The following is a 15,488-nucleotide window of genomic DNA, read 5'->3' on the forward strand; positions in this document are numbered from 1 at the left end:
CCCTTACATCATAAAGGTGTAAAGGGCGTTTTTGGTTTTAGTACCCATTTAAATTTCAGGCAAAAAAAAGCGAAGTTTAAGCTTCGCTTTCAATATTCATTTTAGGCTATTCAACTTCTACAATTTTTAAAGTGTTAGTTGCGCCTACCTTTTCCATTTCATCGCCATAGGTGAGGATGATGCTGTCACCGCTTTTCACTAAGCCTTTATCTTTTAGCGAAGCAATAACATCGTACTTCAATTTACCAGGTTCGCTGTTAGATGAGTCAAAGTAAACCGGCTTCACACCACGGCACAGTGCCATCGTATTAAGCGTAGATTCGTGACGAGACATAGCAATTATTGGAAGTGACGTAGTAATACGAGACATCAACGTTGGCGTAGTTCCACTTTCAGTTAAACCTACAATCGCCTTAACACTTGGTAGGTGGTTCGCTGCATACACGGCAGAAAGTGCAATTGACTCACTTGTTGATGAAAACTTCTGGTCCATGCGGTGTTTAGAGATTTTTACGCTTGGATGAGTTTCCGCACCTTCACAGACACGGGCCATGGCCGCAACTGTTTCGATAGGGAAGTTACCCGCAGCGGTTTCCGCTGAAAGCATAACCGCATCAGTACCATCTAGAACAGCGTTTGCTACGTCCATAACTTCAGCACGAGTTGGCATTGGGCTATCGATCATCGACTCCATCATTTGGGTCGCGGTAATAACAACCTTGTTCAGTTGGCGAGAGCGGGCGATAAGCTTTTTCTGAACGCCAACAAGCTCTGCATCACCAATCTCAACACCCAAATCACCGCGAGCTACCATCACAGCATCAGAAGCTACGATAATATCATCCATGGCTTCGTCAGACGCTACGGTTTCAGCACGTTCAACTTTTGCACAAATCTTGGCGTAGCAGCCTGCTGCTTCAGCAAGTTCTCGCGCGTAATTTAAATCTGCGCCGCTTCTTGGGAATGAAACCGCAAGGTAGTCAACACCGATTTTTGCCGCAGTTTTGATGTCTTCTTTGTCTTTGTCAGTAAGCGCATCTGCCGAAAGGCCACCGCCTTGACGGTTAATACCCTTATTGTTTGAAAGTTTACCACCAACGGTAACTTCAGTAACAACTTTGCGTCCTTCAACACCCGTTACACGAAGCTGAATACGACCATCGTCAAGAAGAAGGATATCGCCAGCAGATACATCGTCAGGAAGCGCTTTGTAATCAATGCCTACTTGGTTGATATCGCCTTCGTCACGACCTAACTCAGCGTCTAAGATGAACTTAGCACCGATATCTAGATGAACAGCACCCTCGGCAAAACGGGCAACACGAATTTTAGGTCCTTGAAGGTCACCTAAAATAGCTACATATTTGCCTAAGTTCTTTGCAGCCTGGCGAACGCGCTTAGCTCGTTCGATGTGGTCTTCAGCCTGCCCGTGTGAAAAGTTCATTCGCACTGTATTTGCGCCAGCGGCTATTAGCGCCTGAATTTTCTCAAGTGAGTCTGTTGAAGGTCCTAGGGTGGCAAGAATTTTAGTTCTTCTGGTCATGTGATTCCGTCGCTGTTTCTAAGTTAGAAAAGACAAAGAGTGATAAGCGTTGATTATTATATAAACGCCTGTAATCGCTTTACGTAATTTTATTACAGAATAATAGTTGAATTTGACAATAATGTGAATGAAATAAACAAAAACGCCCAACTGGCTCGACCAGTTAGGCGGATTTCTGGATTTATTAGCCGTTAATAGCTACGGCGGCAAATCCTACTATGATCAAATTAGTGGTAATTTAATCGCCACGTTTTTCATATCGTGAACCACGCAGTGTGTCTTTAACACGCTTAAGGTTTTCTCTGAACTTATTACCGCGGCGCAATGTGAATCCAGTAGCGAGAACATCAATAAGCGTAAGCTGCGCTATCCTAGAAGCCATCGGCATGTACATATCGGTATCTTCTGGTACTTCTAACGACAGTACATAGCTGCACTCTTGGGCAAGAGGGCTTTCTGCTGACGTAATGCCCACAACGGTTGCATCGTTCATTCGAGCGATCTGCGCTATTTCAACAAGACTCTTAGTACGACCAGTATGGCTTATTAAAACCACAACATCACCGGCTGAACAATTCATACAGCTCATGCGCTGCATAAGTATATCTTCAAAGTACACAACAGGTACGTTGAATCGGAAGAACTTGTTGAGTGCATCGTGAGCCACTGATGCCGAGGCGCCTAAACCGAAAAATGAAATTTTCTGAGCCTGAGTGAGTAGGTCAACTACGCGATTAACTACATTAACGTTGACCGACTGACGAGCAACTTCAAGAGATGCCATAGTCGACTCAAAAATCTTATTCGTGTATTCATCCGGACTGTCATTTTCATCTACGTGGCGATTAACGTACGGCGTGCCGTTAGCTAGACTTTGCGCCAAATGAAGCTTGAAGTCTGGAAAGCCTTTCGTGTCGAGTCTTCGACAGAATCGGTTAACAGTGGGCTCACTAACATCCGACATTTTAGCGAGGGTTGCTATACTCGAATGAATGGCTGTCTGTGGGTTAGCTAAAATTACTTCAGCTACCTTTTTTTCAGATTTACTGAATGCCGCTTGATTTTGTGTGATTTTTTCTAAAATGTTCATACAGATATAGCAATTGATTAGCATAAATTATTGTAAGGTACACCTGTAATAGTACCCAATGTGACGACCGTGACAAGAAAAATGTAATTTTTTGACAAAATTTGTTGTTTCAAACAGGTTAAATCAGGGTAAACTGAGGGAAATAGTAAAGATTCAGATCCTATAGTTGGTTCAAGTTGTAATTTTACTACATTTGGTGTTAACTATACGGTAAAAATAGTCGTTAGTGTTGTAAATAACTGTACAATACGCTGCGCACACATACATTTAAAAGGTCGACGAATATGGTATTGGATAATTCCTACGAGCCCTGTGATTTTGTACTTTTTGGTACGCTGGGAGATCTTTCACGACGCAAGTTATTGCCTTCTTTATACCAGCTAGAAAAAGCCAACTTGATGCACCCTGAAACCACAATTGTTGGTGTGGCGCGTCAGGAAATGGAACTAGACGCTTACATAGAAGAAGTTCACGCTAATCTTATAAAGTTTGGTGAAAAGGACTTATGTGAAGCTACATGGGAAAAAATGAAAGCGCGTTTGCATTACGCATGCGTAGACATGAAAGATGTCGAAAGCTATTGCGTACTAGACGACCACGTTGACCCAACTCGCACAATGGTGTGTTACTTAGCTACACCGCCTGCTATTTATGGCGACATTTGTCGCGGCCTGCATAGCTGCAAAATTATCGATTCAAGCGTTCGCGTAGTGCTTGAAAAGCCAATCGGTCATGATTTGGAGTCGTCCAAAGTTATCAACGAACAGGTTGCTGAATATTTCGACGAAAAACAAATATACCGTATTGACCATTACCTAGGTAAAGAAACCGTTCTTAACTTAGTGTCGCTTCGTTTTGCCAACTCTATTTTTGCTACAAACTGGGATCACAACTGTATTGACCACGTTCAAATTTCAGTGGCTGAATCAGTAGGTATTGAAGGGCGTTGGGGCTATTTCGACGATGCGGGACAAATGCGTGACATGGTGCAAAACCACCTGCTACAAATTTTAAGCTTGGTCGCGATGGAACCGCCAACAACGCTAGATGCCGATAGCATTCGTGATGAAAAGCTTAAAGTGCTTAAAGCGCTTCGCCCTATCAACTCGTTTAATATTAATGAAAGCACGGTACGCGGTCAGTACACGTCTGGTTTTGTTAAAGGTGAAGAAGTACCTGGGTACCTTGAAGAAGAAGGTGCAAATACGCAGAGTAAAACTGAGACCTTTATTGCAATAAAAGCGGAAATTGATAACTGGCGTTGGGCTGGTGTGCCATTCTACCTGCGCACAGGTAAACGCATGCCAACTAAAGTGAGTGAAGTTGTTATTTACTTCAAGCGCCAGCCGCACAATTTATTTGGCGATAGCTTTAAGAATCTTCCGCCTAACAAACTCGTTATACGTCTACAGCCTGATGAAGGTGTAGAAATCACGGTAATGAATAAAGTTCCAGGTTTAACTAGCTCCGGCTCGATGGACCTACAAAAATCTAAGCTTAACCTAAGCTTCTCGGAAGCGTTTGCTGACGAGCGTATTCCTGACGCTTACGAAAAACTGCTGCTTGAAGTGATGCTTGGAAACCAGGCGCTATTTGTTCGTCGTGACGAAATTGAACAAGCTTGGACATGGGTAGATTCAATTCTTGAAGCGTGGAAGCAATCTAGTGAGCCGCCTGAGCCGTACCAAGCGGGTACATGGGGTCCGGTAGACTCTATAGGTCTACTAGCGCGTGAAAATCGCAGTTGGTACGAAAGCAAAACAGGAAAGAAAAAGTAATATGGCGTTAACAACTCTATCATTTGAAACACCTGACGCGCTTACCGATGCATTTGCACAAGATTTAGTAAGCATTCTTAAAACAGGTATTAAAACTCGTGGCCGTGCATCTCTTGTAGTTAGTGGTGGGCGTACTCCTCTAGCGCTTTTCAAGCAGTTAAGCGAGACCGACCTTGAGTGGGATAAGGTTGATATTACCCTTGCTGACGAGCGCTGGGTTGAAGAAGGCCACGAAGCCAGCAACACTAGCCTAGTTAAAAATAACCTAATTCAAAATAAAGCCGCAGCAGCACGTTTTATCGAATTGAAAAGCGATGTTGACGATGCAAATAAAGGCGTAAATGCAGCTGAGTCTAATTTAGCTAGCATGTCACAGCCTTTTGACGCATTAATTCTTGGTATGGGGGAAGACGGGCACACTGCATCGCTTTTCCCTTGTTCTGAGCAAGTACTTGACGGCTTAGATATGAGCAGCGGCAGAACCTGCATCGCTGTTCAACCTACAACAGCACCTCATCAACGTATTTCATTAACGCTACCTGCGTTACTCAATAGCCGAAACATCTTTTTACACCTAACGGGTGAAAAGAAAAAGCAAGTGCTTTTAGACGCTATTGAAAATGCTACCGAAGCGCAAAAGCCCATCACTGCCGTTGTAAATAGAGCACCGGTAACTCTGATGTGGGCGCCATAGGAGACTATATGAATCCAAAAATTGCTGAAGTTACGCAACGAATTATCGAGCGTAGTAAAGAAACGCGTAAAGCGTATTTAGAAAAGATTGAGGACGCACGCCGTCAAGGTCCACACCGCGGTGTACTATCGTGCGGAAACTTGGCCCACGGCTTTGCTGCGTGTGGTACAAGTGAAAAAGCAGACCTTCGTTCAATGACCAAAGCCAACGTGGCTATTGTGTCTGCGTACAATGACATGCTTTCTGCTCACCAGCCTTATGAAACTTACCCAGCGCTTATTCGCGAAGCGGTAAAAGAAGTGGGCAGTGTAGCGCAGTTTGCTGGTGGTGTACCTGCAATGTGTGATGGTGTGACGCAAGGCCAGTCTGGTATGGACTTAAGCCTTATGAGCCGTGACAACATCGCTCAGGGTGCAGCTATCGCGCTTTCACATAACATGTTTGATAGCGCGCTAATGCTGGGTATTTGCGATAAAATCGTACCCGGACTGCTAATGGGCGCACTTACGTTTGGTCATCTGCCGACGGTGTTTGTTCCAGCTGGTCCTATGCCATCAGGCTTACCAAACAAAGAAAAAGCACGCGTTCGACAGGAGTTTGCTGAAGGTAAGGTAGGCCGTGACGCGCTACTTGAAGCCGAATCTCAGTCTTATCATTCTGCGGGTACCTGTACATTCTACGGTACAGCGAACTCAAACCAGCTTGTGGTTGAGATGATGGGCTTACACTTACCGGGTTCTTCGTTTGTTAACCCAGGTACGCCACTGCGCGATGCGCTGACAAAAGCAGCGGCGGTTCAAGCAACTCGCCTAACCGACCTTGGCGACAACTACACGCCAATTGGTCACATTGTAGATGCTAAAGCCATCGTAAATGGTCTTGTAGGTCTACTTGCAACGGGTGGTTCTACTAACCACACCATGCACCTTATCGCCGTTGCGCGAGCTGCTGGTTACATTGTTAACTGGGACGATTTTTCTGATATCTCAAATGCGGTTCCATTACTTACTCGCATTTACCCTAACGGTTCAGCAGATATTAACCACTTTGTTGCCGCTGGCGGTATGTCGTTGCTTATCAAGCAACTGCTTGACGCAGGGCTACTGCACAACGATGTGAAAACTATTGTTGGTGATGGTTTAGACCTATACACCAAAGAGCCTGTCCTAAAAGACGGCGAGCTAGAGTGGCGCGATGGCCCCACGGAGTCACTAGACAAAAAAGTACTTGCAACTGTAGAAGCACCATTTAAGCCGGATGGTGGCTTGAGTGTTCTAGACGGCAACTTGGGTCGTGGGGTTATCAAAACCTCAGCGCTTCGTACGCCTCATTGCAACATCAAAGCGCCAGCGGTTGTGTTTGAAGATCAGTTTGAACTAGATGACGCATTTAAATCTGGCAAGTTAGATAAAGACTGCATCGTAGTTGTTCGCTTCCAAGGTCCATCGGCCATTGGTATGCCAGAACTTCATCGCCTAACGCCGCCGCTTGGTGTAATTCAAGACCGAGGATTCAAAGTAGCCCTTGTTACAGATGGTCGTATGTCGGGCGCGTCAGGAAAGGTGCCTGCTGCTATCCACGTAACACCAGAAGCTTATAAAGGTGGTTTGCTGGCTAAAGTGCAGGAAGGCGACATTATCGAGCTTAATACCGAAACGGGTGCGCTTACCTTGCATGTTGATGAAGAAACACTAGCCGCTCGCGAAGCAGCTCCAGCAAGCTTGGCGAAGCATCATGTTGGTATGGGACGTGAAATGTTTGCTGGTATGCGTGCCATCCTTACTGGTGCAGAGGAAGGAGCGTGTTCACTGTTTTACACGCAGGAGCAAGCATAATGAGCCAAAAGTTTGTGGCTGATGTCGGCGGTACCAATATTCGCGTTGCGAGAGTAACCGAGTCGGGCGTCACTGACATTAAAAAATACATGTGTAATGACTTTGCTAGTATCGATTTAGCCATTTCACAGTATTTTGAAGACACACCAGAGCACAACTTTACCCAAGGTTGTATTGCAATTGCCTGCCCAGTGTTAGGCGATCAAGTCGTAATGACTAATCACAGCTGGGCTTTTTCTCAAAACGCTTTGCGTTCACAGCTTAAGCTAGACGCGCTGTTCGTTATAAACGACTTCACTGCAGTAGCACATTCATTACCTGTGCTAAGTAAAAACCAAGTTGTTCAAATTGGTGAGGGCACACCAAAAGAGAATGGCAATATTGCTGTATTTGGCCCAGGTACCGGCCTTGGCGTTGAGCATATCACTATGACTTCAACAGGCTGGCAAACATTAGACGGTGAGGGTGGTCATGTTGACTTCGCTCCCGTTGATGAAACCGATGTTGTGGTTTGGCGTCATTTGCAATCAACATTGGGACGTGCTTCTGCTGAAGAAGTGATGTCTGGACGAGGCTTGCACAATATCTACACTGCTTTAGCTAACGATGCGTCTGCCCCTATAGCTTTTACTGAGCCAGCGCAAATTACAGAAGCGGCGTTAAATGGAACTTGTGAGTTAGCTGAAGCAACGCTGACTCAGTTCTGTCGAATCATGGGAAGCTTCGCGGGTAATATAGCGCTGAATATGGCGACTACTGGCGGCATCTTTATTGGTGGAGGTATTGCAAATCGTTTCCCTGAGTTTATTCAAAACAGCGATTTCAGAGCGCGTTTTGAAGCGAAAGGGCAAATGAAGCATTACGTTAAAGACATTCCCACCTATCTTATTGCAGAACCTGATCACGGTTTATTGGGTGCGGCTGCATATCTGAATCAAAATACAGCGAGCTAAATTATGACATCAAAATGGAAAACCTCTCCAGAGGAAATTTTTGCGGCCGGCCCAGTTGTACCTGTGTTGGTTATCAACGACGTAGAAAAAGCGGTACCTCTGGCAAAAGCGCTAATGGAAGGTGGAATTAAAGTTTTAGAAGTAACTTTACGTACACCTGCAGCAATAGACGTCATTAAGCGAATTGCACAAGAAGTGCCAGACTCTCTAATCGGTGCGGGTACAGTAACCAACGCACAACAGCTTAAAGCGGTTGTTGAAGCGGGCGCTAAGTTTGCTATTAGCCCAGGCATGACGGCGGACTTGTTGAAAGCGGGTATGGATGCTGATATCCCACTTATTCCAGGTATTTCTTCAACGTCTGACCTAATGAAGGGTAAAGATGCGGGTTATACCCACATGAAATTCTTCCCTGCAGAAGCGTCAGGTGGCGTTAAGGCTATCAAATCTATCAGCGGTCCTTTCCCTGATGTAACCTTCTGCCCAACAGGCGGTATTGGTCCAAACAACTACAACGATTACTTAGCGCTTAAGAATGTAAAGTGCGTAGGTGGTTCGTGGTTAGCGCCAGATGATGCAATTGAGTCAGGTGACTGGGCGCGTATTACCCAACTGGCTAAAGAAGCCGTTGCGGGTGCTAAGCAGTAGAAGTCATCTCGCTTTATAGTTAAAAAAACCTGCCGATTGGCAGGTTTTTTTGTAATGCATTTACGCAAATGGATAATGTTCGCAGGCTAGCGTCTTAGCAAACGATACTTATCCAGTTATGCTTCTACTTAGGTACGACAGTTTGTCTAAGTGTATGACTTTCACCAGGTGCTAACATTCTGCCTTGAGTTAACGACGTCTCAACGCACAGCATATGCTTATAGCCAAATGGGTCCATGTCTGAAATGGACGCAGCACCTTGCCATGGGTTCCATACTACAAGCGAGTCATTGCCCTGTGAGATAACTTCGGTAAATGCATCGCCGCCAACTTCAATCTCAGTCGTTTCAATCGGCGCAAGATGTATTCGGTCGGTTTCGCCGGTAATGGCGTAAGGCGATGGCGTAGGCTTTACAGCCCATTCGTCGAGTTTATCTTTATATTGTCCATCAATGCCTTTTAGAAGTGTTTGCTGAATATCATTAACATGAAAATAAGTATGCAGAGCACAGTTAAAGTCAAATGCAGCCACTCCTATATTTTCAGTAACCAGAGATACGTCCATAGATTCACCAATTGCGATCACCATGGTTACGGTACAGTCATTTTCAAACCCTTCAGCCCGGGTGAAACTTGGCGAGAGTGTTATGGTGGTTCCGCTTGCTGATTCTTCTGAATCAACCAGCTTCCACACCTGGGTTCTTAAAAAGCCGTGAGCGGGAAGGGCACCTTTTTCGCGACCATGGTCGTCACTAAACCACGGCCAACACACTGGAATACCCCCGCGAATTGGACGCTCGCCGTTTAGATAGGCATGTGGACTTACCCAAAGTCGCTCTTTGTTATCGCTCTTTGGAACAAAAGATAAAATATGGCCGCCAAATAAGCTTATGCGCGCTGTGGCGAAAGCGTTATCCACGTCTAAAAATGTAAGACCATTAGACTCGCTAACGGTAACTGAATACACAGATGGCATACGTCCCCCTTGGACTGAATACTAAACTTACAAATAGGCGACGGAAAAATGTGTGTCGCTGAAAAACCGTCTTTATTTTTGAGACAACAAAAAAAGGTGCAAACACAATGCTTGCACCTTTAGATTAACTCAACTTTAGAACAAATAGTTTAACTATTTGTTCTATATTTTGTTTATTACTTAGAAATATGAGCTACTAGGTCTAGAACCTTATTTGAGTAACCCCATTCGTTGTCGTACCAAGATACAAGCTTAACGAATGTGTCAGTAAGCGCGATACCTGCAGTAGCGTCGAATACAGAAGTGCGTGCGTCACCTAAGAAATCGTTTGATACAACTGCATCTTCAGTGTAACCCATGATACCTTTAAGCTCGCCTTCTGAGGCTTCTTTCATTGCAGCACAGATTTCGTCGTAGCTAGCAGCCTTCGCTAAGTTAACCGTAAGATCAACAACTGAAACGTTAGGTGTAGGTACACGGAAAGCCATACCTGTTAGTTTACCGTTTAGTTCAGGAATCACTTTACCTACCGCTTTGGCAGCACCCGTTGATGATGGGATGATGTTTTGACCCGCGCCGCGTCCGCCACGCCAGTCTTTCATTGAAGGACCATCTACGGTTTTCTGTGTAGCAGTCGTTGCGTGAACTGTTGTCATTAGACCGTCTACAATACCAAACTTGTCGTTAAGTACTTTGGCAAGTGGAGCAAGACAGTTAGTGGTACAAGACGCATTTGAAACGATAGTTTCGCCAGCATAGCTCTCTTGGTTGACGCCCATTACGAACATTGGCGTGTCGTCTTTAGACGGCGCAGACATAACAACTTTCTTCGCGCCAGCTTCAATGTGCTTCGCGGCAGTTTCTTTAGTTAGGAATAGACCTGTTGATTCAACAACAACGTCTACGTCTACTTCATCCCACTTAAGTGCTGCAGGATCTCTTTCAGAAGTAATACGGATAGTTTTGCCGTTTACAACTAGACTGTTGTTATCAACTGAAACTTCCCCGTCGAATAAACCGTGCGTCGAGTCGTATTTCAAAAGATAAGCAATGTAGTCTGTGTCAAGCAAGTCGTTAATAGCTACAACTTCAATGTCGTTGCGCTCAGCTGCTGCACGCATTACTAGGCGACCAATACGGCCAAAACCATTGATACCGATGCGGATTGTCATAACGTACCCCGATTGTTCAAATAAAATGAAAATAAATTACGTAAAGTATGGATCAAAATGCCATAATTAGCAAAATAAAAAGCTAAAGTGTTGCAAAATTACGAATAAGTGCTATTGCAATCGTATTCACATATCGCGAAGCCCTTGTTTCTAGAATAATGTTAAAAATTTGTTTGCAGACGCACTTTGCATCTTTGGCCTATGCGTCTTTCACCGAATAACAGGAATGACACACCATGACACAACAACTTCTGCAACAACTGGTTGAAATGCGGGGAATTGAAACCCAGTACGTCGACGCATGGGGAAAACCAGCAACCATCGCAGAATCAAGCAAAGCGAAATTGCTAAACACGCTTGGCTATGACACCAGCAGTGATGAAAAAATTCAGTCACAAATTACACAAGATATTAAATCGGTATGGTTGTCGCCTTTAAATCCTGTTCAAGTTGTACGAAACACCCAAGAAATAAATGTAGCCGTTCGTTTACCCATCGAGTTGGTTAACGATGACCATACACTTACTGTTACGTGTGAAAACGGTGACGTACACACCCATCAATTTACGCCTGTCGATCAAGAAATGACGACAATGGCCCACATTGACGATGTTGAATTTCATGAATACGTAGTAACCCTACCTTTGGATTTACCACTTGGATATCACGATGTTGCATTAAGTGCAGATGACGATGAATTCGCACGTTCTCGCTTAATTGTGGCACCAGAGGCATGCTATACACCGAAAGAGATTAAAGAAGGCAAAAAAATCTGGGGCCTGAGTGTTCAGCTTTACTGCGTTCGCAGCGAAAAGAACTGGGGTATTGGTGATTTCTCAGACCTTGCACTACTTATCGAAAAAGCCGCGGGCGTTGGGGCTGATTTTATCGGGCTTAACCCAATTCATGCGCTTTACCCAGCTAACCCTAACGCGTGCTCTCCTTATGGGCCGAGTTCACGTCGCTGGCTAAACTATTTATATATCGATGTAACCGCTATTGATGGCTTCGATGATGCATCGGTGCAAACGGTAGTTAACAGTGATGACTTCAAAGCTACCCTTGACCATGCCCGTAACGTTGAGCATGTAGACTACGAAGCAGTAGCCCATGTGAAACTAGCAGCGCTTAAAGCGGTGTTTGATGTTTACGAGGCTAAGTACCTTCGTAATAATACCAAACAAAATAAAGCGTTTAACGCTTTTGTTGAAGCGGGCGGAGAAAGCCTAGACATGTTAGCGGTGTACGATGCACTGCAGTCACACCTTAAAGCCGATGGCAAAGAAAGCTGGGGTTGGCCGGTATTTCCGCAGGAATACAAAGACTACCACAACCCTGCAGTGGCTAAGTTCAAAAATGCTAACCAGCATGAAGTTAAATTTTACCTGTTCCTTCAATGGATTGCAGCCCAGCAGCTAGACATTGCGAGTAATAAAGCAACCGATGCTGGCATGACTATTGGTCTTTATCGCGACCTCGCTGTGGGCGTAAGTGAAGGCAGTGCCGAGATTTGGGGTAATAAGGATTTGTACTGCACAGGAGCAAGTGTAGGTGCTCCACCAGATATTTTAGGCCCGCTTGGTCAGAACTGGGGATTGCCACCAATGGACCCTCGCAAGTTGTACGAGCAAGCTTATCAGCCAATTATTGACTTGTTTGCGTCTAACATGGCGTCTTCTGGTTCGTTGCGTATCGACCACGTTATGGCGTTACTCCGCTTGTGGTGGGTAGTAAAAGGCGACCACGCGAAAGACGGTGGCTATGTTTATTACCCTGTCGATGACTTGCTGGGTATTCTGGCACTAGAAAGTCATCGCAATGAAAGTTTGGTTATAGGTGAAGACTTGGGCACCGTACCCGAAGAAATTCGCAGTAAGCTTGCTGATAATGGCGTGTATTCATACCGCGTATTTTTCTTCGAACAAGCAGAAGACGGCGGTTTCTTCTCGCCTAGTCATTATCCTGTTCAGTCGATGTCAACCTTGACTACTCACGATATGCCGACGTTGATTGGTTACTGGCACTGTCTGGATTTAGAGTTGGGTAAAGAAATAGGGCTATACCCAACAGAAGAAATTCTTCAGACGCTTTATGCAGATCGCCATGAAAATAAACAAGCGATTCTTGATACTTTGCACGGACACGGGTCAGTGAACGAGAGTGTTGGTCGCGATGTGAATCACACGGGCATGAATCGCGATTTAAATAACGGTATGCAGGTGCATATGGCAGGGGGGTCAAGTGCGCTGTTAAGCCTTCAGTTAGAAGACTGGCTAGAAATGGATAAGCCAGTGAACATTCCGGGTACATTCAATGAGTACCCAAACTGGCGCAGAAAGCTGACTGAAAATATTGAGTCGATGTTTGATAGACATGATATAAATGAGTTAGCGTCTAAACTTACTCATGCTAGGAAAAAAGCAAGCCGGGACTAACTGCCGTTGCCAAAGAATCGACAAGAGGCAGTTGCTTAGGCAACTTTAACGAGTAAGATAAAGTACCAAGACGGTACTTGATAGAGCTTAAATGTGAACAACGCATTTAAGCTCTCAATTCAACCCGCTGTCATGCGGGTTTTTACTAGGAGTAGCGAATGCAATTAGCGCAGCAGTTCGAACAGGTATTATGTTCTCAGCCGTTTTCTCATTTAGGTATAGTTTCGAAAGAGCAAAGTTCTATACTTCGTGTTTGGTACCCAAACGTAAGTGAGATAACGATTAAATGGGGCAATCCTGCGCTAAAGGACACAACTGTTACTTCCAACAATGGTTTGTTCGAAACACCACTGCCGGAAAACTATCAGGGTGAAATTTATCGCATTGTCGCCAAAGGCGGTGAAGACAAAAAAGGCTTTATCGACCCTTATCAGTTTACCGACCAGGCTTATCATGCTGTACATTACATCGATAGCACGCCAGCTAATTTGTACGAGCAAGCGGGCGCGCAACTTTTAACACTCACTTCTTCAAAAGGCGATGCGATAAAAGGTGTCAGGTTCTGCGTTTTCGCGCCCAATGCGAGTACGGTGTCGCTCATTGGCGATTTCAATCAGTGGGATGGCCGCACGCATCCTATGGAAAAAACCTCTATGGGATACTGGGTACTGTTTGTGCCAGAACTCGCAGAGGGAGAGCGCTACAAGTATCACATTAAAGATTCACACGGCCACGACCTACCGCACAAGGCTGACCCACTTGGCTTCAGTGCAGAGCAGTATCCTTCTCATGCTTCGAAAATTTACAACCACAATAACTATGAGTGGAATGATAGTGCATGGATGGAAAAGCGAAAGGTGAACAAATACAACAGCCCAATGAGCATTTATGAAGTGCACCTTGGCTCTTGGAAGCGCCCGGGTATTGAAACTGATGCGCGCTATCTTACTTATAAAGCGCTGGCCGATGACTTAATAAGCTACGTCAGCGATATGGGTTACACTCACGTTGAATTGCTGCCTATTTCCGAGTTTCCTTTCGATGGGTCATGGGGCTATCAGCCCGTGGGAATGTTCGCACCAACGAGTAGATTTGGAAACCCAGATGAATTTAAATACTTTGTTGATAAGGCTCACCAAGCAGGTATAGGCGTAATTATCGACTGGGTACCTGCCCATTTCCCGGAAGACGGCCATGGCTTGGCGCGATTTGATGGTTCTTGTGTTTATGAATATGAAGATCCGAGAAAAGGTTGGCATCCAGATTGGAATTCATGCATTTATGATTTTGGCAAAGATACTGTACGTCAATTTTTGGTAGCAAATGCACTGTTTTGGTTAGATAAATTCCACGTGGACGGATTGCGTGTCGATGCTGTGGCATCCATGCTTTATCTCGATTATTCACGTAACGACGGTGAGTGGATCCCGAACGTGGATGGCGGCAACGAAAACTATGAAGCCATCAGCTTACTAAAATGGATGAATGAAGAAGTTTATAAACACTTCCCTGACGCCATGACCATTGCGGAAGAGTCGACCTCATTTCCTAAGGTTTCTCGACCTGTTTTTGACGGTGGTTTGGGCTTTGGCTTTAAGTGGAACATGGGGTGGATGCACGACTCATTGCATTACATTGCTAAAGACCCTTCGTACCGTAACTATCATCATGGTGATATCACATTTAGTATGGTTTACGCATTTGATGAAAACTTTGTTCTACCAATTTCGCATGATGAAGTTGTGCACGGTAAAGGCAGTATGCTGCACAAAATGCCGGGCGATGAATGGCAGCAAGCCGCTAATCTTCGTTGCTATGCTGGATTTATGTATGGCCACCCCGGTAAAAAACTCAACTTTATGGGCAATGAGCTTGCACAGGCCCGTGAGTGGAACCATGACAGCAGCCTAGACTGGTACTTGCTCGATTACGATAAACACAAAGGTGTCCAAACACTTTATAAAGCGCTCAATAACCTTTATACATCAACACCAGCGCTATACGAGCAAGACCACGAACCCAGTGGCTTCGCGTGGCTAGATCACAGTAACGCAGACCAAAGCGTAGTGTCATTTGTGCGTAAGTCAAAAGATGCAAAGCAGAAAGTATATGTGGTGACTAATTTTACGCCCGTGCCTCGAGAAAACTTCAGAATAGGCGTAGATGATGCATGTACGTTATCGCTAGCACTTAACACCGATGATAGCGCGTATTGGGGGAGCAACTATGAGGTCGTGCGTGAAGTTTCCACTCAAAACACGCCTTTCCATAACCGCGCCCACTCGGTAGAGATAACTTTACCACCGCTAGCCACCGTTTTTTACGTTGCTAATGTAGGTTAATCCGTCTTAGGTGTTATAGCCT

The 15,488-nt window shown here is 45.0% G+C and carries 11 protein-coding genes; 7 read left to right on the forward strand and 4 right to left on the reverse strand.

Annotated elements, in window-relative coordinates; translation table 11 throughout:
- Positions 1 to 106: 106 nt before the first annotated feature.
- Together pyk and D1814_RS15545 are read right to left on the reverse strand one after the other, a co-directional pair.
- Positions 107 to 1,543, reverse strand: a complete 1,437-nt coding sequence (gene pyk / locus D1814_RS15540) for a pyruvate kinase (RefSeq protein ID WP_118493982.1) — start codon at positions 1,541 to 1,543, stop codon at positions 107 to 109.
- 238 nt (positions 1,544 to 1,781) lie between these two features.
- A complete protein-coding gene (locus D1814_RS15545; protein ID WP_025255586.1) occupies positions 1,782 to 2,633 on the reverse strand; it encodes a MurR/RpiR family transcriptional regulator in 852 nt (283 codons plus the stop codon).
- 284 nt (positions 2,634 to 2,917) lie between these two features.
- Here D1814_RS15545 and zwf point away from each other — a divergent pair, with 284 nt between their 5' ends.
- Genes zwf through D1814_RS15570 form a run of 5 tightly spaced genes read left to right on the forward strand, consistent with a single transcriptional unit; the run spans position 2,918 to position 8,541 of the window.
- Positions 2,918 to 4,411, forward strand: coding sequence for a glucose-6-phosphate dehydrogenase (gene zwf, locus D1814_RS15550; protein ID WP_118493985.1), 1,494 nt, complete (start codon positions 2,918 to 2,920; stop codon positions 4,409 to 4,411).
- Position 4,412: 1 nt separating this feature from the next.
- On the forward strand, positions 4,413 to 5,105 hold the full coding sequence (gene pgl, locus D1814_RS15555; protein WP_118493988.1) for a 6-phosphogluconolactonase: 693 nt from the start codon (positions 4,413 to 4,415) through the stop codon (positions 5,103 to 5,105).
- An 8-nt stretch (positions 5,106 to 5,113) separates the two neighbouring features.
- Positions 5,114 to 6,940 carry a phosphogluconate dehydratase gene (gene edd / locus D1814_RS15560; protein ID WP_118493991.1) on the forward strand — a complete coding sequence of 609 codons (1,827 nt, stop codon included), beginning with the start codon at positions 5,114 to 5,116 and terminating at the stop codon, positions 6,938 to 6,940.
- Entirely contained in the window at positions 6,940 to 7,893 is a 954-nt protein-coding gene (locus D1814_RS15565; RefSeq protein WP_118493994.1) for a glucokinase, read from the forward strand. The genes edd and D1814_RS15565 overlap by 1 nt, the downstream gene beginning before the upstream one ends.
- Before the next feature lie 3 nt (positions 7,894 to 7,896).
- Positions 7,897 to 8,541, forward strand: coding sequence for a bifunctional 4-hydroxy-2-oxoglutarate aldolase/2-dehydro-3-deoxy-phosphogluconate aldolase (locus tag D1814_RS15570; RefSeq protein ID WP_118493997.1), 645 nt, complete (start codon positions 7,897 to 7,899; stop codon positions 8,539 to 8,541).
- Between the two features lie 124 nt (positions 8,542 to 8,665).
- On the opposite strand, the gene D1814_RS15575 is transcribed toward D1814_RS15570, so the two are convergent.
- Positions 8,666 to 9,517 (reverse strand): D-hexose-6-phosphate mutarotase, encoded by an 852-nt coding sequence (locus tag D1814_RS15575; RefSeq protein WP_118494000.1) that lies wholly within the window; start codon positions 9,515 to 9,517, stop codon positions 8,666 to 8,668.
- 176 nt (positions 9,518 to 9,693) lie between these two features.
- Positions 9,694 to 10,689 carry a type I glyceraldehyde-3-phosphate dehydrogenase gene (gene gap, locus D1814_RS15580; protein WP_118494003.1) on the reverse strand — a complete coding sequence of 332 codons (996 nt, stop codon included), beginning with the start codon at positions 10,687 to 10,689 and terminating at the stop codon, positions 9,694 to 9,696.
- A 236-nt stretch (positions 10,690 to 10,925) separates the two neighbouring features.
- On the opposite strand from gap, the gene malQ reads away from it, so the two are divergent.
- Positions 10,926 to 13,124 (forward strand): 4-alpha-glucanotransferase, encoded by a 2,199-nt coding sequence (malQ, locus tag D1814_RS15585; RefSeq protein WP_118494006.1) that lies wholly within the window; start codon positions 10,926 to 10,928, stop codon positions 13,122 to 13,124.
- A gap of 158 nt (positions 13,125 to 13,282) precedes the next feature.
- Positions 13,283 to 15,466, forward strand: a complete 2,184-nt coding sequence (gene glgB / locus D1814_RS15590; RefSeq protein WP_118494010.1) for a 1,4-alpha-glucan branching protein GlgB — start codon at positions 13,283 to 13,285, stop codon at positions 15,464 to 15,466.
- Positions 15,467 to 15,488: the final 22 nt, after the last annotated feature.

Origin of the sequence: Alteromonas sp. BL110 (assembly GCF_003443615.1) — a bacterium.
Classification (GTDB): domain Bacteria; phylum Pseudomonadota; class Gammaproteobacteria; order Enterobacterales; family Alteromonadaceae; genus Alteromonas.